Source organism: Mesorhizobium sp. M4B.F.Ca.ET.203.01.1.1, from assembly GCF_004791025.1.
Classification (GTDB): Bacteria; Pseudomonadota; Alphaproteobacteria; order Rhizobiales; family Rhizobiaceae; genus Mesorhizobium; species Mesorhizobium abyssinicae.
In genome coordinates this window covers 232,544-256,333 of the sequence record NZ_SRUO01000005.1, presented here as the reverse complement: position 1 = coordinate 256,333, position 23,790 = coordinate 232,544, and the positions used below count along the sequence as shown (strand labels likewise).

25 protein-coding genes and 1 other RNA gene are annotated in these 23,790 nt (G+C 64.8%); 16 read left to right on the top strand and 10 right to left on the bottom strand.

The annotated features are described in order from the left end of the window. The first annotated feature begins 63 nt into the window (after positions 1–63). Positions 64–549, top strand: coding sequence for an Lrp/AsnC family transcriptional regulator (locus EN846_RS13890; RefSeq protein ID WP_127393619.1), 486 nt, complete (start codon positions 64–66; stop codon positions 547–549). A gap of 100 nt (positions 550–649) precedes the next feature. Here the strand turns inward: EN846_RS13890 and EN846_RS13885 are convergent, their stop codons facing one another. Continuing rightward, entirely contained in the window at positions 650–847 is a 198-nt protein-coding gene (locus EN846_RS13885; RefSeq protein ID WP_126053941.1) for a hypothetical protein, read from the bottom strand. Positions 848–993: 146 nt separating this feature from the next. After that, positions 994–1,479, bottom strand: a complete 486-nt coding sequence (locus EN846_RS13880) for a thioesterase family protein (protein ID WP_127393620.1) — start codon at positions 1,477–1,479, stop codon at positions 994–996. Positions 1,480–1,581: 102 nt separating this feature from the next. Between EN846_RS13880 and EN846_RS13875 the strand changes: the two genes are divergently transcribed. The 3 genes from EN846_RS13875 (at position 1,582) to EN846_RS13865 (ending at position 7,624) form a co-directional block, all read left to right on the top strand. After that, entirely contained in the window at positions 1,582–3,000 is a 1,419-nt protein-coding gene (locus EN846_RS13875) for an FAD-linked oxidase C-terminal domain-containing protein (protein ID WP_127393621.1), read from the top strand. Between the two features lie 2 nt (positions 3,001–3,002). Then, a complete protein-coding gene (locus EN846_RS13870) occupies positions 3,003–3,500 on the top strand; it encodes a hypothetical protein (protein ID WP_127393622.1) in 498 nt (165 codons plus the stop codon). Between the two features lie 125 nt (positions 3,501–3,625). Further along, the gene (locus tag EN846_RS13865; protein WP_135898916.1) at positions 3,626–7,624 is read left to right on the top strand and encodes an AsmA-like C-terminal region-containing protein; all 3,999 of its coding nucleotides are present in this window, start codon (positions 3,626–3,628) and stop codon (positions 7,622–7,624) included. Between the two features lie 52 nt (positions 7,625–7,676). Here EN846_RS13865 and EN846_RS13860 read toward each other — a convergent pair whose 3' ends face one another. Beyond that, a complete protein-coding gene (locus EN846_RS13860; protein ID WP_127392570.1) occupies positions 7,677–8,102 on the bottom strand; it encodes a helix-turn-helix domain-containing protein in 426 nt (141 codons plus the stop codon). Positions 8,103–8,225: 123 nt separating this feature from the next. Between EN846_RS13860 and EN846_RS13855 the strand changes: the two genes are divergently transcribed. After that, positions 8,226–10,028, top strand: coding sequence for a chloride channel protein (locus tag EN846_RS13855; protein ID WP_127392571.1), 1,803 nt, complete (start codon positions 8,226–8,228; stop codon positions 10,026–10,028). Here EN846_RS13855 and EN846_RS13850 read toward each other — a convergent pair. From EN846_RS13850 to EN846_RS13835, 4 genes are all read right to left on the bottom strand, one after another. Next, positions 10,025–10,252: a ribbon-helix-helix domain-containing protein gene (locus EN846_RS13850; RefSeq protein ID WP_127283640.1), complete on the bottom strand. Its 228-nt coding sequence runs from the start codon at positions 10,250–10,252 to the stop codon at positions 10,025–10,027. The two genes, EN846_RS13855 and EN846_RS13850, sit on opposite strands and share 4 nt — an antisense overlap. Positions 10,253–10,261: 9 nt before the next feature. Next, positions 10,262–10,459, bottom strand: a complete 198-nt coding sequence (locus tag EN846_RS13845) for a DUF4169 family protein (protein ID WP_127392572.1) — start codon at positions 10,457–10,459, stop codon at positions 10,262–10,264. An 18-nt stretch (positions 10,460–10,477) separates the two neighbouring features. Beyond that, a complete protein-coding gene (locus EN846_RS13840; RefSeq protein WP_127283642.1) occupies positions 10,478–11,011 on the bottom strand; it encodes an SspB family protein in 534 nt (177 codons plus the stop codon). Between the two features lie 118 nt (positions 11,012–11,129). Beyond that, on the bottom strand, positions 11,130–11,819 hold the full coding sequence (locus EN846_RS13835) for a TetR/AcrR family transcriptional regulator (protein WP_127392573.1): 690 nt from the start codon (positions 11,817–11,819) through the stop codon (positions 11,130–11,132). Positions 11,820–12,025: 206 nt separating this feature from the next. Here EN846_RS13835 and EN846_RS13830 point away from each other — a divergent pair, with 206 nt between their 5' ends. Continuing rightward, entirely contained in the window at positions 12,026–13,231 is a 1,206-nt protein-coding gene (locus EN846_RS13830; RefSeq protein ID WP_127283644.1) for a multidrug effflux MFS transporter, read from the top strand. Positions 13,232–13,414: 183 nt separating this feature from the next. On the opposite strand, the gene ssrA is transcribed toward EN846_RS13830, so the two are convergent. Continuing rightward, positions 13,415–13,775, bottom strand: a transfer-messenger RNA (tmRNA) gene (gene ssrA / locus EN846_RS13825). Positions 13,776–13,932: 157 nt separating this feature from the next. Here ssrA and EN846_RS13820 point away from each other — a divergent pair. Both EN846_RS13820 and EN846_RS13810 read left to right on the top strand, forming a co-directional pair. Beyond that, positions 13,933–14,244 carry a DUF2853 family protein gene (locus EN846_RS13820; RefSeq protein ID WP_127283645.1) on the top strand — a complete coding sequence of 104 codons (312 nt, stop codon included), beginning with the start codon at positions 13,933–13,935 and terminating at the stop codon, positions 14,242–14,244. Positions 14,245–14,609: 365 nt separating this feature from the next. Next, complete coding sequence (locus tag EN846_RS13810) at positions 14,610–15,404, top strand: thymidylate synthase (protein WP_135928095.1); 795 nt, start codon at positions 14,610–14,612, stop codon at positions 15,402–15,404. Between the two features lie 186 nt (positions 15,405–15,590). Here the strand turns inward: EN846_RS13810 and EN846_RS13805 are convergent, their stop codons facing one another. Next, positions 15,591–15,797, bottom strand: a complete 207-nt coding sequence (locus EN846_RS13805; RefSeq protein ID WP_127311556.1) for a molybdopterin-binding protein — start codon at positions 15,795–15,797, stop codon at positions 15,591–15,593. A gap of 166 nt (positions 15,798–15,963) precedes the next feature. On the opposite strand from EN846_RS13805, the gene modA reads away from it, so the two are divergent. From modA to EN846_RS13785, 4 genes are all read left to right on the top strand, one after another. Then, positions 15,964–16,758 (top strand): molybdate ABC transporter substrate-binding protein, encoded by a 795-nt coding sequence (gene modA / locus EN846_RS13800; protein ID WP_128346612.1) that lies wholly within the window; start codon positions 15,964–15,966, stop codon positions 16,756–16,758. A gap of 16 nt (positions 16,759–16,774) precedes the next feature. Further along, entirely contained in the window at positions 16,775–17,479 is a 705-nt protein-coding gene (modB, locus tag EN846_RS13795; RefSeq protein WP_127394346.1) for a molybdate ABC transporter permease subunit, read from the top strand. After that, positions 17,476–18,588 (top strand): molybdenum ABC transporter ATP-binding protein, encoded by a 1,113-nt coding sequence (gene modC / locus EN846_RS13790; protein ID WP_135858704.1) that lies wholly within the window; start codon positions 17,476–17,478, stop codon positions 18,586–18,588. Before modB ends, modC begins: the two co-directional genes overlap by 4 nt. A 79-nt stretch (positions 18,589–18,667) precedes the next feature. Next, positions 18,668–19,009, top strand: a complete 342-nt coding sequence (locus EN846_RS13785; RefSeq protein ID WP_127283649.1) for a winged helix-turn-helix domain-containing protein — start codon at positions 18,668–18,670, stop codon at positions 19,007–19,009. A gap of 24 nt (positions 19,010–19,033) precedes the next feature. Here the strand turns inward: EN846_RS13785 and cobF are convergent, their stop codons facing one another. Then, on the bottom strand, positions 19,034–19,807 hold the full coding sequence (gene cobF / locus EN846_RS13780; RefSeq protein WP_127283650.1) for a precorrin-6A synthase (deacetylating): 774 nt from the start codon (positions 19,805–19,807) through the stop codon (positions 19,034–19,036). A 220-nt stretch (positions 19,808–20,027) separates the two neighbouring features. On the opposite strand from cobF, the gene EN846_RS13775 reads away from it, so the two are divergent. From EN846_RS13775 to EN846_RS13760, 4 genes are all read left to right on the top strand, one after another. Next, on the top strand, positions 20,028–21,056 hold the full coding sequence (locus tag EN846_RS13775; protein ID WP_127283651.1) for a DUF4424 domain-containing protein: 1,029 nt from the start codon (positions 20,028–20,030) through the stop codon (positions 21,054–21,056). Next, entirely contained in the window at positions 21,056–21,574 is a 519-nt protein-coding gene (locus EN846_RS13770; RefSeq protein WP_127283652.1) for a dihydrofolate reductase, read from the top strand. Before EN846_RS13775 ends, EN846_RS13770 begins: the two co-directional genes overlap by 1 nt. A 147-nt stretch (positions 21,575–21,721) precedes the next feature. Continuing rightward, the gene (hflK, locus tag EN846_RS13765) at positions 21,722–22,837 is read left to right on the top strand and encodes an FtsH protease activity modulator HflK (RefSeq protein WP_127283653.1); all 1,116 of its coding nucleotides are present in this window, start codon (positions 21,722–21,724) and stop codon (positions 22,835–22,837) included. Further along, positions 22,837–23,790 carry a protease modulator HflC gene (locus EN846_RS13760; RefSeq protein ID WP_127283654.1) on the top strand — a complete coding sequence of 318 codons (954 nt, stop codon included), beginning with the start codon at positions 22,837–22,839 and terminating at the stop codon, positions 23,788–23,790. Before hflK ends, EN846_RS13760 begins: the two co-directional genes overlap by 1 nt.

Below are 23,790 nucleotides of genomic sequence, written 5' to 3'. Positions count from 1 at the left end.
GGTTTATATGGATGTCCGTTGGCTCTTCAAGCCAAGTTATTCTTGAAAGCAAGGCAGACTACCTTGAAACGCCTTCGAAACGAAAACGTGGACCTCGATGCCGCCGACCTGAAGCTCCTGCGCCTGCTGGAAAAGGACGCGCGCACCAGCACGGCCGAACTGGCGCGCGCCGTCGGCCTGTCGGCGCCGAGCGTAGCGGAGCGGATCAGAAAGCTGCAGGAGAACGGCGTGATCGAGGCCTGCACGGTCAGGATCAATCCGGCCGCGCTCGGCATGAAACTGTCGGCATGGCTGCGCATCCGGCCGGTGCCGGGTCAGCTTGCCGTCGTCGCCGACATCATCCGCGACCTGCCGGAAATCGTGCAGTGCGACCGGGTGACCGGTGAGGACTGCTTCATCGCGCTGGCGCATGTCGGCTCGGTGGCAGAGCTCGAACGGGTGATCGACAGGATCATCCCTTACGCGATGACCAACACGGCGATCATCCAATCGTCGCCGGTGGCGCCCCGCTCGCCGCTGGAGCGGTTCGGCGCCTCTCAGAATCGCTGACTCGCTCCAACTATTTGTTTTGACGCAATTCCGGACGGAAAACCGCTACGCACTTTTCCTGGAATTGCTCCAGAGGCCGCAACCAGGGATCGGCAGTAGGTCAGAAATGCCCGCGCTTCAGCCGCGCCTGCTTGAGGATGGCGCGCCAGCGGATCATGTCGAAGGGGATCGGCTCGTTGTTGTTGGCGATGTGGAAGATCTCGTTGTTGACGTTCTTGAGCGAGCGCCAGAAATCATAGTCGGTGATGCGCGGATCGGCCGCCAGCCGTTCCACCTCGACCTTGATGTCGGTTTTCATGCACGTTCCTCGAACCGCCTCTGCCCGCCGCCCCGCATCGCCAACCCGATACGGTGGTTTTCAAACGCTCCGCTGAGTCGTTCAACGACTCGATCGGCTTGTTCACGTTAAAACCTTGGTAAGGTTAACGTGCGCGCTGGGGCGCTTCAAGCGCTCTTGCGTTTGATGCCGATCGAGCGGCCGGCGCGCTCCGGCATCGGCAGCGCGGCGTGGGCAGCGCGCATCTCCTCGACCCTGGCAAGAACATCGGCGGGGAAGGGCGCCACTTTCGGCCCGGACATGTCGACATGCAGCGAAAGCGTCTCGGAGGTGGCGGCCAGCCAGCCGTCGACATGGCGGATCTCCTGATAGGCTCTCAGGCGCTTTTCGTCATGGTCGATGAGCTGGAAGGAGACCTGGACCTTGTGCTCCAGATGCAGCTCCTGCACGTAGCAGACATGGACTTCCGCCGTGTAGATGGTGAGGCGGCGCTCCTTGGCGTAGTTCGGCCCCATGCCCATCATCTCGAAGGCGTCGTCCGAGCAGCGGTCGAACAGCACGTTGTAATAGGCCATGTTGAGATGGCCGTTATAGTCGATCCAGTCCTTCTCGATATCCATGGCGCGGGAAATGAAGGGGGCGGGCATCGACATCTTGTTTTCCTTTCCTGATCGCTGGACAGGGCGTGGGTCGTGAGACTACGCATCCTTAGCCGCACAGCAAGGGCGGCGGCTGGTCCATTCGCGGAGTGAATCATGGCTTTGAGCGACCTCAATCCCGTCGAGCGCAACGAGGAGGGCATTGCCGCGGTTCTCGGCATCCTCAAGCAGACGCTCGGCGAGCGCTTCCAGACCGGCCAGGCTGTCCGCTCCCAACATGCGCACACCACCACTTACATCCCGACGCAGGCGCCGGACGGCGTCGCCTTCGTGGAAAGCACGGCCGAGGTGCAGGAGATCGTGCGCGCCTGTGCCGCGCACCGGGTGCCGGTGATCGCCTTCGGCGTCGGCTCCTCCCTCGAAGGCCACACCAACGCGCCGGGCGGCGGCATCTCGATCGACACCTCGCGCATGAACCGGATTCTCGCGGTCAATCCCGAGGATCTCGACTGCACCGTCGAGCCAGGCGTGACGCGCGAGGACCTCAACCGGCACCTGCGCGACACCGGCCTGTTCTTCCCGATCGACCCCGGCGCCAATGCCTCGCTCGGCGGCATGGCGGCCACGCGGGCCTCCGGCACCAATGCCGTGCGCTATGGCACGATGCGCGAGAACGTTTTGTCGCTGACGGCAGTCATGGCCGATGGCGAGGCGGTGACCACCGGCAAGCGGGCGAAGAAAAGCTCGGCCGGCTACGACCTGACGCGGCTGCTGATCGGCTCGGAGGGCACGCTCGGCGTCATCACCGCGCTGACCTTGAGGCTGCAGGGCATCCCGCAGGCGATCTCGGGCGGCGTCTGCCCGTTTCCCAGCCTCGAGGCGGCCTGCAAGACGGTGATCGCGACGATCCAGATGGGCATTCCGGTGGCGCGCATCGAACTGGTCAATGCGCTGCAGATGCGGGCGATGAAGAACTATTCCAAGCTCGACTACCCGGAAGGCCCGTGCCTGTTCGTCGAATTCCACGGCAGCGATGCCGGTGTCGCCGAGCAGGCCGAGACCTTCGGCATGATCGCCGAGGAGAATGGCGGCGGACCGTTCATGTGGACCAGTGTTGCCGAGGAGCGGACGAAACTGTGGAAGGCCAGGCACGACGCCTATTGGTCGTCGCTGACCTTGCGGCCCGGCGCCAAGGGGCTGTCGACCGATGTCTGTGTGCCGATCTCGCGGCTTGCCGAATGCGTCACCGAGACCGAGGCCGACATTGCCGAGATGGGCCTGATCGCGCCGATCGTCGGCCACGCCGGCGACGGCAACTTCCACGTGCTGGTGTTGATGGACGTCGACAACCCGCAAGAAATCGCGCTGGCGGAGAAATTCGTCGCGCGGCTCAACATGCGCGCCATCGCCATGGAAGGAACCTGCACCGGCGAGCACGGCATCGGCCAGGGCAAGATCGGCTTCCTGCGCCACGAGCTTGGCCATGGCGTCGACATCATGCGCACGATCAAACAGGCGCTCGATCCGCTGAACATCATGAACCCTGGCAAGATCTTGCCCCGTGTTGGTCACTAGTCATGTCGGCGGCCGAGGCCCTGCTGCCGGTCGAGATACCGCCGTCATCGGCCGGCGCGCCATTGCCGCATGTCTTCGCGGATGAAGAGCGATTGCTGATTGCCTATCTCGCCAACGTTCCGGATCCTTCGTTCGATGGCACGAACCCGCGCTCGGTTTCGCCCGCGACAGGCGATGAATCCGTCGCAATCCTGACGGTGGAACCATACCTGGCGCTTCAATTCGGTCCGCCGAACGATGAAGCCATCAGCGGGCATCGGCTCTATGGTCTCGGCCTGCAGCCATATTCTGCGTTCGAAGTCTTCAACTCGTACTGGATAGCCTCCCTGGAAAAGGCCAATCGGGTTCATCCATCCCACATGCCTGAGCTGTTTTCGGACTATCGGCATTTCATCCTGACGTTCCACGACTCGACCATCGAGTTCGTTGCGAAGAAATTCCTGATCAGCCTTTGCAAGGGTGCGGTCTTGTCCGCCCTGATGGAAGCGGCGCGGCATTGACGCGGCGGACTGTCCCCCCAGCCTGCGCCGTTGTCCCTGCTTGCCGAGGACGCAGCCGAATTGCCTCTTTATCGACACGCTGATGCGGGTACAGTGCGGCTGACTTTCAACGATCGCTGGTGCTGATGCTCGCACGCCTGTTCGTGATCTTCGGTGGCCTGTTCGTGCTGGTGCTGTGCGCGGCGCTGGTGGTGCCGTATTTTATCGACTGGGCGGGCTACCGCGCCGATTTCGAGCGCGAGGCGAGCGCCATCCTCGGCCGCAAGGTCACCGTCGAGGGCGATGCGACGGCCAGGCTGCTGCCGTTTCCTTCGGTGACCTTCTCCAATGTTTCGGTTGCCGGCGGTCCCGAAGGCCAGCCGGCAATGACCGTCGAGACCTTCTCGATGGATGCGGAGCTGGCCCCCTTCCTGCGCGGCGAGGTGCTGATCTTCGACATGCGGCTGGTGCGTCCGAAGGCGACGATCGACATCGCCGCCGACGGCACGGTCGACTGGGCGATGCGGCCGACCTCGCCCTTCGACCTCAACCAGATCGCGATCGAGAAGCTGACGGTGACGGAAGGCGAGGTCGCCTTGCGCCATGCCGCCGGCGGGCGCAGCCACCTGATTTCCGAGATCAATTCGACCGTCTCGGCAAAGTCGCTCGCCGGCCCATGGCGGATGGATGGAACGCTCAAGCTCGACGGCCTGCGCACCAATGTCACCGCCTCGACCGGCAGGGCCGAAGGCAATGGCCAGATGCGGCTGCGGCTGAAGGCCGATCCGGACGCCTATCCGCTGGTCATCGAGACCGACGGCAATGCCGGCCTCGTCAAGGGCGCCGTCGCCTATTCCGGCCAGTTCAAGATCTCCGGCAACGACAGGAATTCGGCCGAGCTGCGCGGCACCGATGGCGAGACGGTGAAGGTCTCGGCCGGCAAGCCGGACCCGGGCTTCCGCCTCAACGGCAAGTTCTCGCTCGATCACCAGAAGCTCGCCTTCGACGAGTTCCGCTTCGAAACGGGACCGCTCGACAATCCCTACACCGCCGACGGCAAAGCCTCGGTCGAGCTCGGGCTGAAGCCGCACTTCTCGATCGAGGCCAACGGCGCGCAGGTGCAGTTCGACGAAGCCGTCGGCGCCGCTGCCGTCGACGGCGTAACGCTCGACCAGCGCGTCAATGCGCTGGAGCAGGCGCTTCTGCATATGCCGAAGCCGACCATGCCCGGCACGGTCGAAGTGAGACTGCCGGCCGTGGTCGCCGGCGACACGACGGTGCGGGACGTGCATCTCTCGGCCGAACCGGCCGAAGGCGGCTGGTCGGTGAAGTCGATTGCCGCGACCTTGCCCGGCCGCGCCACGCTCGAAGCCAACGGCATGCTCAGCGTCGAGGATCATTTCGGCTTCACCGGCTCGCTGCTGCTTGCCGTGGCGCAGCCTTCGGGTTTTGCCGCCTGGCTGTCCAAGGACGTCGACGAGGCGATCCGCCGATTGCCGGCCGCCGGCTTCAAGGCCAGGGTCGATCTCAGCGAGAAGCGCCAGGCCTTCAGCGATCTCGAACTGATCCTCGGCAAGGCCCGGTTTTCGGGCCGCATCGATTCCAGCCAGCCGGACGACGCCAGGCCCTCGGTGCTTATGCGGCTGGAGGGTGGCGAGCTCGACGTCGACGGGCTGGCGGCATTCGCCTCGATCTTCGTCAGCGACAAGGGCGCCAACCGGTTTTCCGATCGCAACCTCGACTTCCAGATCAAGGCCGGGCCGGTGAGCGCCGGCGGCCTGACGGCCGACACCGTCGACACGGCGCTGCGGCTGCGCAAGGGATTGCTCGAGATCGACCGGCTGTCGCTCAGCGGGCTGGCCGGCGCCTCGATCAGCGCCACCGGGCGGATCAAGGATTTCCCGGAGAGCCCGACCGGCAAGCTCGACGCCTCGGTGGTCGCCGTCGACCTCAAGCCGCTGGTCGACGTGGCGGCGCAGCACTATCCCGACAATGAGCTGCTGAAAGGACTGGCGGCCCGCGCGGTCGCCTATCCAGAACTGCTCCAGGATGCTCGCATCGATGTGGTGACGAGTGCGGCCGACAATGGCGACGGCACGACGGGACTGGCGGTGAGCGCGCAAGGCAAGGCCGGCGGCTCGGCCTTTTCGGCATCGCTTTCCGGCAAGGGCAAGGCCGACAGCCTTGCCCAGGCGCCGGTGATGCTGACCTTCAACGCCAGGAATGCCGACGCCACCGCGCTGTTGGCGCTCTACGGCCTGCCGGCATTGCCGCTTGGCATGCTCGGCCAGGCGACCACCGATGTCTCCGCCAAGGGCACGCTCGACGGTGGCCTGGCGACGAGCTTCAACCTGACCGCCGACGACTTCAGGGCGAGCTTCGAGGGAACGGTCGCCGATACGCAGCAAGGCGCGTCGGCCAAGGGCAAGGTCAGCCTCGAAGCCTCCGACATCGAGCCCTGGCTGATGACGACCGGCGTTGGCCTGCCGGGCATGGGAACCGGCACCTCGGCCTCGCTCGCCGCCGACGCCGATTTCGGCAACGGCCTCCTGGTGCTGAGCGGGCTCAGCGGCGCCGTCAACGAGGCGTCGGTTTCCGGCGACGTCAATGTCGACGTCAAGGACGGGCTGCCGCATCTGGCCGGCGCACTGGCGCTCGACGAGCTCGACCTCGATCCGATGGCGGTCGCGCTGTTCGGCGACCAATCCTTCCAGGCCGGCAAGGGCAACTGGCCGACGGCGCCGTTCAGCCAGAAGTCCAGCCTGCCTTTCACCGCCGACCTCGACCTCACCACCGCGGCTCTTGCTGCCGGTCCCTTCGCCACCGCCTATGACGCGGCGCTGTCGCTGAAGCTCGACCAGGAGGGCATCCGGGTTTCCGATCTCAAGGCCAAGCTTTTTGGCGGCGCTTTGACCGGCCTGTTCGAGCTGAAGAACAATGACGGCACCGGGCTCTTCTCCGGCCAGATGAAGCTTGCCGGCGCCGATCTTCCAGCCCTGCTGCCAAATGCCGGCCTGAGCGGCAGCGGTGACGTCTCGACGGCGCTGTCGACCAGTGGCAAGTCGCTCGATGCGATGGTTGCGGCCTTGTCGGGTTCCGGCACGGCGGCGCTGAAGGGACTTACCGTGGCCGGCATGAACCCCGATGCCTTCGCCGCCTTCATCGACAAGGCCGATGCCATCGGGCGCGATATCGATGCGGGCAAGACCGCCGGCTTCGCGCTCGAGATCGCCGGCAACGGCAGTTTTGCCGCCAAGGACACCGATATTGCCTTCACCATTGCCGGCGGCATTCTCAGGGCGCCGCCGATCAGCCTCGACAATCCGTCAGCGTCGCTGTCTGCCGACGTCACGGCAGACCTCAACACCAGCACCGTCACAGCCAGGGGCGCGATCACCTACAGGCCGGGCGACGAGGCGCTGGTCGGCTCCGAGCCGGCGGTGAATTTCAGCGTCGATGGGCCGCTCGGCGCCGCCGAACGCCAGTTCGACAGCGAGCCGCTGGCGCAGTTCCTGACGCAGCGCGCGCTGGAGAAGGAACAGCAACGGGTCGAGGCCATGCAGGCGGCGCTGTTGGAGAAGCAGCGGCTGCGGCGCGAGGTGCGCTACTACGCAGCACTCCAAACCGAACGCGAGCGGGCAGCCGAGGAATTGCGCCGGCAGGAGGAAGAGGCGCGGCTGAAAGCCGAAGCCGAAGCGAAGGCCCTGGCTGAAGCGGAGGCGCAGGCCAAGGCCGAAGCTGAAGCAAAGGCACAGGCCGAGGCGGACGCGAAAGCCCAGGCCGAAGCCGAGGCAAAGGCACAAGCCGAAGCTGATGAGAAGGCCAAAGCCGAGGCTGAGGAAAAGGCGCAGGCCGAGGCGGACGCGAAGGCCGATGCCGAAGCAAAAGCCAGGGCACAACAGCAGGCGGCCGACGATGCGGCCAAGGCGCAAGCCGCGGAACAGCGGCGAAAGGCCGAAGAGGCTTTGCGCATCGCCTCGGAAGAAAAGGCCAAGCGGGACGCCCAACGCAAGGCCGCCCAGCAGGCCCCCAAGCTCGACGGGTCGCTCCCCGGCGTCAATGACGGTTCGGCTCCACCACCGGCTAAGCCCAAGTCCAACCCGTTCACGATCGACAATCTGCTGAAGTCGCTGGACGGAGGGTGACGGCGGACCGAGGCCGGCCAGCCAGGCCATCCTCGGACCTTGTCAGTTGCGATCACCGATCCTGCCGACTGAGCAGCCGCATTAGCATCGGCTCGATGCGTCCGAGCTCGTCGAGATGCGCCGCCGACAGTTCGGCGAGGCAGTCATCGGCGCGCTCGGTGAGCCGCAAAAGCACACGGCGGTGGTCATCCTTGTCCTGGTCCCTGGTGACAAGCCCGGCCTCGCACAGGCGGTCGACCAGTTCCACGGCGCTGTGGTGGCGGATGCGCAAGCGTTCGGCCAGGTCGCCGACCGTCACCGGTCCCGCGCCCGGAAACCCCTTGATCGCCAGCAGCGCCTGGTGCTGGCGCGGGGTGAGACCCGCCTCATTGGCCTGGATCTGGCTGAACTCGAGGAACCGTCGGATCAGGTAGCGGAATTCGGACAGCCGCTGATAGTCGGCCTGGCTGATGGCGGGGCGTGAGTTTTGCGAAGGCATCGTGGCCGACCTTTGTTCGTTTCCGGCAAAAGCTCAAACTGTTTTTCGTCGCAAATCGGCCTTGTGCATTTATATCGTGTTACGATAGATAGCGACCCGACAACCAGAAAGCCGGGCTCCCAAATGAAATCCGCTCATGCCGGAAACGGCCATCTCCGCGACTTCACCACCGACGCGCGGGTGCTTCTCATCGCGGCAATCGCCGTCGTGGTCGCCACGGCGGGGCTGTTTGCCGGCATTGCGCTGCTGAAGCTCATCCGGCTCGCCACCAACATCGCCTATTTCGGCCAGTTCTCGCTCGCCGAACTCAGGCTCGAGGATACGCCGCTTGGGCTTGCCGCTGTGATCGTGCCGGTGATCGGCGCGCTGATCATCGGCTTGATGGCACGCTTCGGCAGCGAGAAGATCCGCGGTCACGGCATTCCCGAGGCCATCGAGGCGATCCTGCTCGGGCGCTCGCGGCTCGACGCCAAGGTGGCGATCCTGAAGCCGTTGTCGTCGGCGATCTCGATCGGCTCGGGCGGGCCGTTCGGCGCCGAAGGTCCGATCATCATGACCGGCGGCGCCATCGGCTCGCTGATCGCGCAGATGCTGCCGGTCAGCGACAATGAGCGCAAGACGCTGCTGGTGGCGGGGGCGGCGGCCGGCATGACCACCGTGTTCGGAACGCCGATCGCCGCCATCATGCTGGCGGTCGAGCTGCTTCTGTTCGAATGGACGCCGCGCAGTTTCATCCCCGTCGCGGTGGCCGCCATCGTCGCCGAAGTCGAGCGCACTTTGCTGCATCTGCCGGAGCCGATCTTCCCGTTCGAGGGCAGTATGGCGGCGTCATTCCAGGGGCTTGGCGGCTGGGTGCTGATCGGCATCTCAGCCGGGCTCCTGTCGGGATTGCTGACGCAGATGGTCTATGCCTGCGAGGATGCATTCCAGAAACTGCCCATCCACTGGATGTGGTGGCCGATGCTCGGCGGCCTGGTGGTCGGTATTGGCGGGCTGATCGAGCCGCAGGCGCTCGGCGTCGGCTATGACAACATCGCCAACATGCTGGACGGAAAAACGCTGGCGGCCGCCGCGTTCACGCTGCTGGTGGTGAAGGCGATCATCTGGTCGGTGGCGCTGGGCTCGGGAACGTCCGGCGGCGTGCTGGCGCCCCTGCTGATCATGGGCGGGGCGATGGGGGCTGCTCTTGCCGGCATCCTGCCCGAGGCGACCCCCGGCTTCTGGCCGCTGCTGGCGATGGCCGCGACCATGGGCGGCACCATGCGCGCGCCGCTGACCGCCACCTTCTTCGCGGTCGAGCTGACCGGCAACACCCATATACTGGTGCCGCTGATCGCGGCCTGCGCCACGGCGCACGCGGTCACCGTGCTGTTGATGAAGCGCTCGATCCTGACCGAAAAGGTGGCGCGGCGAGGGCACCATCTGGTGCGCGAATACCGTGTCGATCCGTTCGCGCTGACCACGGTGCGCGAGGTGATGACGACAGAAGTCGAACGCGTGCCGGCAACGATGACCTTGCATGGCGCCGCCGCCTTCCTGACCGCGCCAGAGACGCGGCACCCGAGCTTTCCCGTCGTGACCGGGGAAGGGCACGTGCTTGGCGTCATCGATCCGCCGGCAATCCTGCGCTGGCGGCGCGCCGGCAAGCACCGCAAGACGACGCTTGGCGAGTTGCTGGCCGGCAGCAAGGTGACGCTTGCCTATCCCGACGAATATCTGGAGGGCCTGTCCGACAAGCTGCTGACGGCAAACATCTCGCATCTTCCCGTCGTTACGCGCGAGGATGCGCGCCTGGTCGGCTATGTCGGCTGGAAGGATCTGATGCGGGTCCGGTCGAAAAAGCAGGCGGAGGAACGTGACCGTTCGGCCTTGCTCTCCTTTGGCGCCCGGCGCCGGAAACAGGGCAGCGCGACGGGCCCTGTCTAAGCCACTCCAGCACCGCGCTTGGCCCAATCCAGCACATAAAGCCTGAGCGCGGAGGAGAGGTTGGCGTCGCGCGGACGGGTTTCGTCGATCTCGGCGACGAGAGCGGCAAGCGTCAGCTTTCGCGCCGCCGCGATCGTGACGAGGTCGTCGTAGAAGGGCTTTTCGAGTGAATAGCTCGTGCGATGGCCGCGGATGGTCACGGAACGCTTTTCGACCGGGCTCACGTGAGGCGCTCAGCTCTCGTTTGGATCACCAGGCTCTTCGCGGCGATGGCCGGCGATGAAATGCTCGGCCTTGTCGGCGGCCAGGCGATCGCGGTCCCGATCGGCCTTGGAGCGGCCATGCAGGGCACGGTTCTCGCCGGCCTGCCGCTCCTTCTCGGTCCGCGCCTTTTGCTTGCGGACCTGGCGGAGATTGACGACGTCGCCCATGCCGCACCGTCCGGCGTGTTATTTCTTGCGGAAGGCGTCGAGAGACACCACGTCGGCGCTCTTGCCGGCGTCCGCGGCGGCGGGCTTCTTGTCGGCCTCGGCGGCGGCCTTCTTCTTCGTCTCCGGTTTCTTCTCGGTGACGACGGCCAGCGGCTCGGGCGCGGGCTGCGCCGGTTCGTCGTCGGCCGCGCCGTCCGTCTTGACGTCGAATTCGAGCTCGAAATTGACCGAGGGATCGTAGAAGCCGCGGACGGCGGAGAAGGGGATCTCGAGCTTTTCCGGCACGTCGGAGAAGGACAGCCCGACCTCGAAGCCGGTGTCGGACACTTTCAGGTCCCAGTACTGGAACTGGATGACGATGGTCATCTGCTCCGGATAGCGCTCGCGCAGCCGCGACGACACGCGCACGCCCGGCGCGCCGGTCAGGAACGTGATGAAGAAATGATGATTGCCCGGAAGGCCGGTGCGCGCGACTTCGGCCAGGACCTTGCGCATGACGCCGCGCAACGCCTCCTGGGCCAGAATGTCGTAGCGGATGTGGTCGTCGGCCATGTGACGGTCGGGTTCCGTTGAATCGTCCGCATAGCTGTAATCAAGCTTGAGCGCGGCGTAAACCGCATATAGATCGCGGTCTCCCGGAAGCGAGGCTCTTTGCCGACGATTTGATGGCTCAGGCGCCGACGAGCGCGCTCTTTCTGGGCGCGTGGGAGGCGGCCTTGTGGCGGCCGAAGGCGCGCAGGAAGGTGCGCACGCCATTGCCGGCGGATTGCAGCACCTCTTCCTCCGTCGGCGTGCCGCCGAGCATGAAGCTTATCTGCAATTCGGCGTTGACGAGGGCAAGGAATTGGCGCGCCGCCACGTCCGGGTCGTCGATCGACAGGTGGCCGGCATAGGCGAGGCGGGCAAAGCGGGCGGCAAGCGCCGACCAGGTTCGCCCCGGCCCCTGTTCGCGCCATTCGGCGAAAAGCTCGGGATAACGTTCGCCCTCGGCCTGGATCAGCTTGCGCAGGAACCTGCCGTCACGGTTGCAGATGCAGTTGCGGTTCATGCGCACGGCAAAGCCGACAAGATCGGCTTCGAGGTCGCCGGGCTGGTCGGGGAAGGTGGCGATGGTGGCGAAGATGCCGGCGTTGCAGCGCTCGGTGAGGTCGCGCACGACGGCGATGAAGAGCTTTTCCTTGTCGCCATGGTGGTTGTAGACGGTCTGGCGCGATACGCCGGCCTCGGCGGCGATCAGGTCGATATTGGCGCCGGCAAATCCCTCGCGGCAGAAAACCGAAGCAGCGGCTTCGACAACCGAAATGCGCTTTGCCTCATGGCTGCGTGGCGGGAAAGTGTCAGGAGAGGCGCCGGGCTTCATAAAAATCTATATAGCGGTGATTGACGATTTGGACAAGAGTGTCTAATTTTGTGGACATAGAACAAAGGCATTTCGCTCCGGATGGACGAATAGGTTCGCTCAAGAGACGAACAAGTTCGCTCTGGGTGTCGGAATGTCACGGGATGGAACGTCCTGGGTTAGACGCCGCCTTCGCGGTGGCAGCCAGATCCGAAAGAAGCCTTATCATGAGTCCCAAATTCCTCCGCATCGCGGTCGTGCTCGGCCTGTTGTCCGCCATCGGCCCGTTCGCCATCGACATGTATCTTCCTGCACTGCCGTCGATCGGCGAGGATCTGCACGCCGGCACCTCGGCGGTGCAGATGAGCCTGCTGATCTTCTTCCTGTCGATGGGGTTCGGCCAGATCCTCGTCGGTCCGATCTCCGATATGGTCGGCCGCAAGCTGCCGCTCTATGGCGGCCTCGCGCTGTTCATGATCGGCGGCATCGGCTCGGCGATGGCGCCGACCATCGAATGGCTGATCGCCTTCCGCTTCCTGCAGGGCCTCGGCGCCAGCGCCGGCATGGCCATTCCGCGCGCCATCGTGCGCGACCTGCACACCGGCAACGAGGCGGCCAAGCTGATGTCATTGCTGATGCTGGTGTTTTCGGTGTCGCCGATTCTCGCGCCGTTGACCGGCAGCCAGATCATCGAGAGCTTCGGCTGGCGCGCCGTGTTCTGGACCGTGACGGGTGCGGCGGCGCTCGCCACCATCCTGCTCGCCACGTCGCTCAAGGAGACGCGCTCCGTCGAGGAGCGCGCCGGCTCCTCCTTCGGCACGGCGTTGTCCGGCTACCGCTACCTGATGGGCGACCGCAACTTCCTCGGGCTGGTAGCGATCGCCGGCTTCGGCATCGCCAGCTTCTTTGTCTATCTGTCGAGCTCGTCCTTTATCCTGATCGACCACTACGGCCTGTCGCCTTCGGTCTACAGCGTGTTCTTCTCGATCAACGCGGTTGCCTTCATCGGCATGTCGCAGCTGACCGGGATGCTGGCGGACCGCTTCGGCCTGAAGCGCGTCGTCTGGGTGGCGGTGACCGGTTATGCGACGACGATGGTGGCGCTGTTCGCGATCATGGCCTCCGGCGTCGACCGGCTCGACGTGATGGCGGCGCTGCTCTTCGTCGGCTACGGCTTCCTCGGTCTGGTCATCCCGACCACTTCGGTGCTGGCCATGGAAGAGCATGGCGAGATCGCCGGCACCGCCTCGGCGCTGATGGGCACGCTGCATTTCGCCATCGGCGCGCTGGCCATGGGTGTCGCCGGGCTGTTCTTCGACGGCACGCCGCTGCCGATGGTGGCCGGCATCACGCTCTGCGCGGTGATCTCCTTCTCGCTGGCCAAGCTCACGCTCGGCCGCGTGCGGGAGACGGTGGAAGCGCCGGCCGAGTAAGCAACGCTCGAAATCGCAACAAAAAGGCCGGGCTCGCCCGGCCTTTTTCATGTTTTGCATAAACCGGCCGCATCGGCAACGAAGCGCAATCGCTCCGCGATGGGAACGAGCAAACGGCACCAGGTCGTAGCCCCGTGCCAGGCGCAAAAAAAATGCCGCTGCAGAAAAATGGAAGAGGGGAGAAGTGGAGGTTTCTGTTGCCAGGTACCTCCGAACCCCGCCTAGAAGTGCGAACCTCTAGGGCTTGATTTGAAGCGTTCGCACTGCATTACGCAGCGAGACGAGCTTCCGCATAGTTGTCGTTGGCAACTATAAGTTTAGCCCGATGACGGTGGTACAATGCCGGGCAAAAGTACGATCTTTACACCTTCGTCGATCCTATTTCGCCCCCAGCAAAAGCCGCTCTTTCGACAAGAGCGGTTTTTGGTGGAGGCGCCGGGTACCGCCCCCGGGTCCGAACGGCTTATTGCATCGCCTGTTTATCGCCATAGTCGGTCAAGCCGACGAAACGAATATAGGGGCCGATCATGGAAATTGAAAGGCCGAATGGGACTTTGTCCCTATCTCAAAATGGGTTGACTTGCCGGCGCGCTCAACCGAAGCTTTGCACCGGTGAGGAGTTGCTACCTAGCGCACAGATTGCGTAGAGCGCCACAAGCCTCATCGACAGGATCCGTGGCGCCGACGAGGGGATTTTTCTGATGGCCGACTATCTCGCGGATGTGAAGAAGTACGACGCCGGCGCCAGCGCCGACGCGGTCGAGAAGATCGTCAAGCACCTGGGCATCGCGCTGAGGAACCGCGATTCATCGCTGGTGTCCTGCACGGACCCGAAGGAACTGGAACGCGTCCGGGAGAACTGGGCCGCCAAGAAGCTCGGCGTCGCCGACGCCAAGAAGGCCGATGGTGCGATCGAGAAGGTCTGCAAGGCGATGGCCGCCGACAACACCAAGAGCCGGGTGACGTTCTACTACCTTGTGGCGAAGGACCTGGGCAAGCTCGGCTCCCTCTGAGATCGGGCGTCGGCTTGCAGAGGCCGGCGCCGCAAGGGCGGTCGCTCCAGATTTGAATTTGCACCCACTGGGCGGCAGTGCCGCCCCTCACCTGCCTGCCGGCATCCTCTCCCCGTATAGTGACGGGGAGAGGGGACGCGGTCATTGATGGTTTCGCCAATCACCGGCGTTGCGAGAAGGGCAGCGGCGTGCGGCCAGCCTCTTACTCCCTGTCACTATACGGGGAGAAATGCCCGGCAGGGCAATGAGGGGCGGCGCAACCGCCCGGAAAGAATGGTGGCAAAGCAATGCTTGTGCCGTATTGATGTGTTCGGCCAGCTGTCTGGTAGCTATAATGCCCGCACTCCCGAATCGAGGCCAAGCCGATGCGCCAGTATCTCGACCTTCTGAAGCATGTGCTGGAGAACGGCGTCGACCGCGGCGACCGCACCGGAACCGGCACCCACGGGGTGTTCGGCTACCAGATGCGTTTCGACCTCTCACGCGGCTTCCCGGTCACGACGACCAAGAAGCTGCATCTGAAGTCGATCATCCACGAGCTGCTCTGGTTCCTGGCCGGTGACACCAACATCAAATACCTCAAGGACAATGGCGTCTCCATCTGGGACGAATGGGCGGACGAGAACGGCGACCTCGGCCCGGTCTACGGCAAGCAATGGCGCTCATGGCCGGACGGCCGTGGCGGCGAGATCGACCAGATCGCGGGCCTTCTGAAGGAGATACGCCGCAATCCCAATTCGCGGCGGTTGATCGTCTCGGCGTGGAATCCGGCCGAGGTCGAGGCGATGGCGCTGCCGCCCTGCCACTGCCTGTTCCAGTTCTACGTCTCGGAAGGCCGGCTGTCCTGCCAGCTCTACCAGCGCTCCGCCGACATTTTCCTCGGCGTGCCGTTCAACATCGCCTCCTACGCGCTGCTGACGCTGATGGTGGCGCAGGTGACCGGGCTGAAGCCCGGCGATTTCGTCCACACGCTCGGCGACGCACATCTCTACTCGAACCATTTCGAGCAGGCGCGCGAGCAGTTGCGGCGCACGCCGAAGCCGCTGCCGACGATGTGGATCAATCCGGAGGTGAAGGACCTTTTCGCCTTCCGGTTCGAGGATTTCCGGCTCGAGAACTACTTCGCCGACGCGACCATCAAGGCGCCGATCGCCGTCTAAGGTGTTGATATTCAGGCGATGCCGGCCCGCGACCGGCGGTTTCCTGCGCTTCCGGTGCTGACGTAAGTTAAGTACGCTCCGCTCCGGTTCTCGGAAACCGCCGTTCGCGGCTCGGCCTGACCTGAATCTAAACGCACCTTCGCCTCAATGTCGGGATTTGGAGTCAGACTCGTCCGACAATCGCCGTCAGTCGATGCCGACCATGACATCCGAGGCCTTGATCACCGCATAGGCCTGCTTGCCCTTTTCGAGCTTGAGGTCGGCAACAGCCTCGTTGGTGATCGAGGCGGTGACGACGGCGCCGCCGGTATTGATGCGGACATGCGAAGTGGTGGCTCCCTTGACGATCTCGACGATCGTTCCCTTGAGGATATTGCGGGCGCTGATCTTCATGGAGGGCTCTTTCGCTGTGTTGGCTGAAATCCATCGTAGGCTGGGAAAATCCTGTCGCACAACGACAGTGGCCGCGAAAGCTCTTTCCTTGTTATATTCGTGCGGATATATCGATCGGCAGGCTTTGAGCCGAATGGATTTTCAAACCCCCGGGGAGAGTTTCTTGCTGACGCGCACGGATTTCGGACTTAAGGCCTTCGCTGTTGGCGGGCTGACCGCACTTTTGATGGCCGCCGCACCTGCCGCCCATGCCGAGGACAAGGTGGTCGTCTTTGCCGCGGCCAGCCTCAAGGAGGCGCTCGATGGCGTCAACAAGGCGTGCGAGGCCGATGTCGGCGAGGCGGCGACCATTTCCTACGCGGCAAGCTCGGCGCTGGCCAAGCAGATCGAGGGCGGCGCGCCGGCCGATATCTTCATCTCGGCCGACCTCGACTGGATGAAGTATCTCTCGGACAAGAAGCTGACCAAGCCGGACACCGAGGTGAAGCTGCTCGGCAACCAGATCGTGCTGGTGGCGCCGAAGGATTCCAAGGTCGAGGCCAAGATCGACAAGGGTTTCGACCTCGCCAAGCTGATCGGCGACAGCAAGCTCGCCATGGGCGATGTCAAGGCGGTGCCGGCCGGCAAATACGGCAAGGCGGCGCTGGAATCGCTGGGCGTGTGGTCCTCGGTCGAGAGCAAGGTGGCGCAGGCCGAGAATGTGCGCGCGGCGCTGAAGCTGGTGTCGACCGGCGAGGCGGGGCTCGGCATCGTCTATGCCACCGACGCGCATGCCGAAAAGGGCGTGAAGGTGGTCGGCACCTTCCCGGAGGATTCGCATGCGCCGATCATCTACCCGGTTGCCCAGACCGCCGATTCGAAGGACAAGGATGCGCCGGCATTCCTGAAATGCCTCGAATCCGCCAAGGCGGCGGACCTTTTCAAGGCGCAGGGGTTCACCATCCTGGCGCCTTCCAACTAAGGCAGCGTCCCGACGCATGAACTGGCTGCTGGACCTCACTCCCGACGAATGGAATGCGGTCCGGCTATCGATCAAGGTGGCCACGGTGGCGATGCTCTTCAGCCTGCCACCGGGCATCTTGATTGCGCTGGTTCTTGCCCGGGGAAAGTTCTGGGGCAAGACGCTGCTCAACGGGCTGGTGCACCTGCCGCTGATCCTGCCGCCGGTGGTGACCGGTTACCTGCTTCTGCTCACCTTCGGCAAGCGGGGGCCGGCCGGCGCCTTTCTGGCCGAGCATTTCGGCATCGTCTTTTCCTTCCGCTGGACGGGTGCGGCACTTGCCTGCGGCGTCATGGGCTTTCCGCTGATGGTGCGGGCGATCCGGCTGTCGATCGAGGCGGTGGACCGCCGGATGGAGGCGGCGGCCGGCACGCTCGGCGCCAATCCGCTCTGGGTGTTCATCACCATCACGCTGCCGCTGATCCTGCCCGGCCTGATCGCCGGATCCATCCTGGCCTTCGCCAAGGCGATGGGCGAATTCGGAGCGACAATCACCTTCGTCTCCAACATCCCCAACGAGACGCAGACGCTGCCGTCGGCGATCTACACCTTCACCCAGGTGCCGGGCGGCGATGACGGCGCGCTCAGGCTGACGCTGATCTCGATCGTCATCTCGATGGCCGCGCTGGTGGCGTCGGAAGTGCTGGCGCGGCGCGTCGGCCGGCGGATGGACATCGAATGACGCTGCTCGTCGACATCGGCCACCGGTTTGGCGATTTCGAAATCGAAGCCAGTTTCGAAAGCGCCGGCCGGCTGACGGCGCTGTTCGGGCCGTCCGGTTCCGGCAAGTCGACGCTGATCAACCTGATCGCCGGGCTGATCCGTCCAGAGAAGGGGCGGATCGCCATCGACGGCCGCGTGCTTGTCGATACGCAATCCGACGTGTTCGTGCCGATGCACAAGAGGCGGATCGGCATGGTGTTCCAGGACGCGCGGCTGTTTCCGCACATGAGCGTCGCCGGCAATCTGCGCTATGGCCGCTGGTTCACGCCGGCCTCCGAGCGCTATGCCGACATCGACGCGGTGGTCGAGCTGCTCGGCATCGGCCATCTGCTCGACCGGCGGCCGGCCAAGCTCTCGGGTGGCGAGAAGCAGCGCGTGGCGATCGGCCGGGCGCTGCTTGCCAGCCCGAAACTGCTGCTGATGGACGAGCCGCTGGCTTCGCTCGACGAGGCGCGCAAGGCTGAGATCCTGCCCTATATCGAGCGATTGCGCGACGAGACGAAGATCCCGATCGTCTATGTCAGCCATTCCGTCGCCGAAGTGGCGCGGCTGGCGAGCGACGTGGTGGTGCTGTCGCAAGGCAAGGTCGCGGCCGCTGGCCCGACCGGGGCGATCATGCAGCGGCTCGACCTGTTGCCGGCGGAAGAGCGCGGCGAGGGCGGCGCGGTGCTGGACACCAGGGTGCTGCGCCATGACGAAAGCTTCGGCATGACGGTGCTCGGTTCGCCGGCCGGCGAAATCCGCGTGCCGCGCCTGGCACGGCCGGCCGGGACGCCAGTGCGGCTGCGCATCCGCGCCCGCGACGTCATGATCGCGACCGAAGAGCCGGTGGGCCTCAGCGCGCTCAATATATTGGCGGGAACGATCACCGCGGTCAGGCCGGGCGTCGGCCCGACGGTGGAGATCGCCATCGACTGCAATGGCGCCATCGTGCTGGCGCGCATTACCGAACAGTCGAAGCACACGCTGCGCCTTGCGCTCGGCCGCAGGGTCTTCGCGGTGATCAAGACGGTGAGCTTCGACAGCGCGACGACGGGACCAGGGCTGCCGGCCGAGGCCGATGGGTGACGAAAGGACAATGTCGCTATGTTGGTTTGGAATAGCGATTGGGCTGCCGAGCGGCTAATCTGATCGCGGAGGACAAGGGATGCCATCGCTGAGCTTGCGGATAAATCTCGATCCCGACGGGCGGATCGGGCCGGGCAAGATTGAGCTGCTGGAGCAGATCGCCGCCTTCGGCTCGATCTCGGCCGCGGCGCGCGGCATGGAGATGTCCTACAAGCATGCCTGGGACCTGGTCGAGGACATGAACCGGGTGTTTGGCAAGCCGCTGGTCGCGGCGCAGACGGGCGGCAAGAAGGGCGGCGGCGCGCAATTGACCGCGGTCGGCCTGGCGGTCGTCTGCCGCTTCCGGGCCATAGAACGGGCGGCAGCGTCCGCGGCGGCGCAGCATATGGAGGCCTTGCAAGCGGAGATCGATGCGGGCTGAGCGCCGCCCCGTTCCGGGTGGTCTCTATTCCTCAGGCTCGCCGGGCTTGCGCAGCAGATAGGTGTCCATGATCCAGCCCTTGCTTTGCCGGGCTTCCTCGCGGACCCTTTCGATCTCCGTGCCGACGTCGCCAAGGCGACCGGAGATGACGATCTCGTCGGGCGTGCCGAGATAGGCGCCCCAATGGATGACGAGGTTGTCGTCGTCCAGCGTGTTGAAGGCGCATTTGCCGTCGAGCATGACGACCGTGCTGCCGGCGTTGCCTGGCATGCCTTCCTCGGTCAGGCGGCGGCCGGTGGTGATCAGCACGGGGTCGCCGATGCGGTTCAGCGCCATTTTGTGGCTGGCGGCCAGCGCCTGGACGGCGGTGATGCCGGGAATGACCTCGAGCTCGAATTCGACATTGCGACGCTGCCGCACCCGTTCGAGGATGCGCAGCGCGCTGTCGTAGAGCGAAGGGTCGCCCCAGATCAGGAAGGCGCCGCAGCCATCTTCGGCAAGCTCGTCGCGGATCAGGCCTTCGTAGATTGCGGCGATCGCTTCATGCCAGTCGTCGACCGTCGTCCGGTAGGAAGGAGAGGGCTCGGCCCGCACCGGCACGTCGAATTCCACCCGGCGCGATTTCGGGTTGGTGACGAAGCGGTCGCAGATCTGCCGGCGCAACTGGGCGAGATCGTTCTTTGTCGCGCCCTTGTCGGGAATAAACAGGACGTCCGCCCGGTTCAGGCCGTTGATGGCCTGGACCGTCATGTGTTCGGGATTGCCGGCGCCGATGCCGATGACCAGAAGCTTGCGCATGGGCGCTCTCCTGCCCGATCGGGAAGCCGGTGTCCAGACAAGCGTGAAGCAAGCACCGGCAAGGCCGCCGAATGGCCATCGTTTGGTGGAAACGCCGAACTGCTCTAGCTATTTGTCTTGCGTAAGTCCGGGCGGAAAACCGCTACCCACTTTTCCTGGATTTGCTCTAGATGTGGGCGCGCATCCGGCCAGTGCCGGCTCTGCCGCCAAGAGGGGGTTCATGTTCCGCACTATCCTGACCGCAGCGCTGGCATTGTCGGTCGCGCCGGCATTGGCCAACGATTCGATCGCAGAACTCGGAACCGGGGGACTGATCCTGTCGCGCAGCGACGCCGTCGCCATGGAGAGCGAGGACCTCTTCATCTCGCAGGAAAAGGTCACGGTCGACTATGTCTTCCGCAACAACACCGACAAGGACGTCAGTGCCATCGTTGCCTTCCCGATGCCCGACATCGAAGGCGACCCGAACGAGATGCCGGCGATCCCCGAAGCGCAGAGCGATAATTTCCTCGGCTTCGAAGTGACGATCGACGGCGTCGACGCAAAGCTGCAACTCGAGCAGAAGGCCTTTGCGCTGGGTATCGACATCAGCGCCGACCTCAAGGCGCAGAACGTGCCGCTCTATCCGTTCGGCGACGCGGCCAAGGCGGCGCTGGCGAAGCTTCCCAAGGAGGTCGCCGAGGACTGGGAAAACCGCGGTATCATCATCGAGGATACCGCCGATGACGGCTCGGGGATGAAGACCGTCTACGCGCCGTTCTGGCAATTGCGCTCGACCTATTGGTGGCGCTCGACCTTCCCCGCCAACAAGGCGGTGCATGTCTCGCACCGCTACAAGCCGAGCGTCGGCAGAACCTCGTCGGTCAGCTTCTTCTATGACGGCCAGTTCCAGGGCCAGTACGCGACCTACAAGACCCGCTATTGCATGGACGATGGTTTCGAGAATGCGGTGCGCAAGGCGGCCAAGGACAATCCCGACGGCTACCCGCAATTTTTCGAAAGCAGGATCGCCTATATCCTGACCACGGGCGGCAACTGGGCCTCGGGCAATATCGGCGACTTCAAGCTGACCATCGACAAGGGCAGCCCGAAGAACTTGGTCTCCTTCTGCGGCGACAATGTCCGCAAGGTCGGACCGACGACATTCGAGATGACGGCGAAGGATTTCTATCCCGAGCACGACATCGACATCTTGCTGCTCGAGCAGGCGGATGACACGAGCGGCGGTGACAACGGGAACGGTGGCTGATGGATATCGCAATCTACGTCGCCATCGCCGAGAACGGCGTGATCGGGCGCGATGGTGGCCTGCCATGGCGGCTTTCCACCGATCTCAAGCGCTTCAAGGCCGACACGATGGGCAAGCCGATCATCATGGGGCGCAAGACCTATGAAGGCATCGGCCGGCCGCTGCCGGGCCGGCTCAACATCGTGGTGACGCGCGACAAGGCCTGGCGGGCCGATGGCGTCGAAACCGCGCATTCGCTCAGCGATGCCATCGCGCTTGCCAATGTGCGCGGACGCTGCATGGCCGGCGCCGACGAGATCTGCGTGGTCGGCGGCGGCGAAATCTACGCCCAGGCGCTGCCGCTGGCCGATCGGCTGCATGTCACCCACGTGCTCGCCAGCGTCGAGGGCGATGCGCATTTTCCGCCGATCGACCCGCAAGTGTGGCGCACCGTCGGCGCCGAGGACGTGCCGGCCGGCGAGAAGGACAGCCACGCGACCCGCTATACGGTCTACGAACGCCGTCGCGGCGCAAACTGAGGACGACAAAGGGTCGCTAGCGGCCCAAAACGGACGGCCGGCCAGCAGATCGCGTTGAAAGCGCGCCGTGGCGTCCCTATAGAAGTACGACATCGGATTTTGCGCCGTCAGGCCGGCGCTGAGGGAATCCCAAGCGAAAGGACATTCATGCCCTGGAACGACAAGAGCGGTGGCGGCGGCCCATGGGGCGGCGGCGGCAATCAGGGTCCCTGGGGGCAGGGGCCGAAGGGCCCCAGCGGTCCGCAAGGCTCGCCTCCCGACCTGGAAGACATCATCCGCCGCGGCCAGGACAGATTGCGGCGCGCCCTGCCGGGCGGCGGCGGCGCCAGCCCCGCGGTGTTCGGGTTGATCGCCGCGGCGCTCGTCGTACTGTGGGCATTCAAGGCGGTCTACACCGTGCAGCCTGACGAGGTTGCCGTCGAACTGCGCTTCGGCAAGCCGAAGGCCGAGCTTTCGGAGCCCGGCCTGCATTTCCATTGGTGGCCGGTCGAGACCGTCGAGACGGCCAACATCGCCGAACAGCTCGTCGATATCGGCGGCGGCGCGACCAACAGCAACAGCTCCGGGCTGATGCTTTCGGGCGACCAGAACATCGTCAACGTGCAGTTCTCGGTCGCCTATCAGGTCTCCGATCCCAGGGCCTATCTGTTCGACGTATCCGATCCCGACGGCATGCTGCGGCAGGTCGCCGAAAGCGCCATGCGTGAAGCCGTCGGCCGTCGGCCGGCTCAGGATATCTTCCGCGATGACCGCCAGGGCATAGCCGCCTCGGTGCGCGAGATCATCCAGACGACACTGGACGGCTACAAGGCCGGTCTCAACGTCAACGCCGTCTCGATCGAGGATGCAGCGCCGCCGCGCGAGGTGGCCGACGCCTTCGACGAGGTGCAGCGGGCCGAGCAGGACGAGGACAAGTTCGTCGAGCAGGCCAACCAGTATTCCAACCAGAAACTCGGCCAGGCGCGCGGCGCGGCCGCCCAGATCCGCGAGGACGCGGCGGCCTACAAGAACCGCGTGGTTCAGGAGGCCGAGGGTGAGGCGCAGCGCTTCATCTCGGTCTATGACGAATACGCCAAGGCGCCCGACGTGACGCGCAAGCGCCTCTACCTGGAAACGATGGAGCGGGTGCTGAAGGATTCGAGCAAGGTCATCGTCGAGCAGGGCAACGGGCAAGGGGTCGTCCCCTACCTGCCGCTTCCGGCATTGCAGCAGAAGGCGCCGGCGCCGGGCGCCCTGGGCGCCACGACGGGAGGAACCCAGTGATGGCCAACCGTCTCCCCATCATCGCCGTCGTCGCGGCGGTCGTCCTGTTCCTGATCTACTCATCGGTGTTCGTGGTCAACGCGCGCCAGCAGGCGCTGGTGCTGAGGTTCGGCGAGATCGTCGACGTCAAGACCGAGCCCGGCATCTATTTCAAGGCGCCCTTCGCCTTCTTCGATGCCGACAGCGTGCAGCTGATCGAGAACCGCGTACTGCGCTTCGACCTCGACAACATCCGCGTCCAGGTCTCGGGCGGCAAGTTCTACGAGGTCGATGCCTTCATTGCCTACCGTATCTCGAACCCGCGCGTCTTCCGCGCCGCGGTGTCCGGCAGCATCGAGCTTGCCGAGCAGCGGCTGAGGACGCGTCTCGACGCGGCGCTTCGCCGTGTCTACGGTCTGCGCGACTTCGAGGCCGCGCTGTCCGAGGAACGCGCCGTCATGATGCGCGAGGTGCGCGACCAGCTCAGGCCCGACGCCACCTCGCTCGGCCTCGAAATCGAGGATGTGCGCATTCGCCGAACCGATCTGACCGCCGAGGTTTCGCAGCAGACTTTCGACCGCATGAAGGCCGAGCGTCTCGCCGAGGCCGAGCGGCTGAGGGCACGCGGCAACGAGGCGGCGCAGCGCATCAAGGCCCGCGCCGACCGCGAAGTGGTCGAGATCGTCGCCGAGGCGCAGAAGGAATCGGAAATCCTGCGCGGCGAGGGCGAAGCCCAGCGCAGCGCGACCTTCGCGGCCGCCTATCAGCGCGACCCGGCCTTCTTCGAGTTCTACCGCTCGATGAACGCCTACGGCACGGCGCTCGACAACACCGGGACGACCATGGTGCTGTCGCCTGAGTCCGAGTTCTTCCGCTATTTCCGCGATCCGAACAGCATGGAAGCACCGGTAAAGCCAACGGCGCCGCAACCCGCGCCGGCCACGCCGCCGGCGCAACCCGGCACCGGCCAGTAG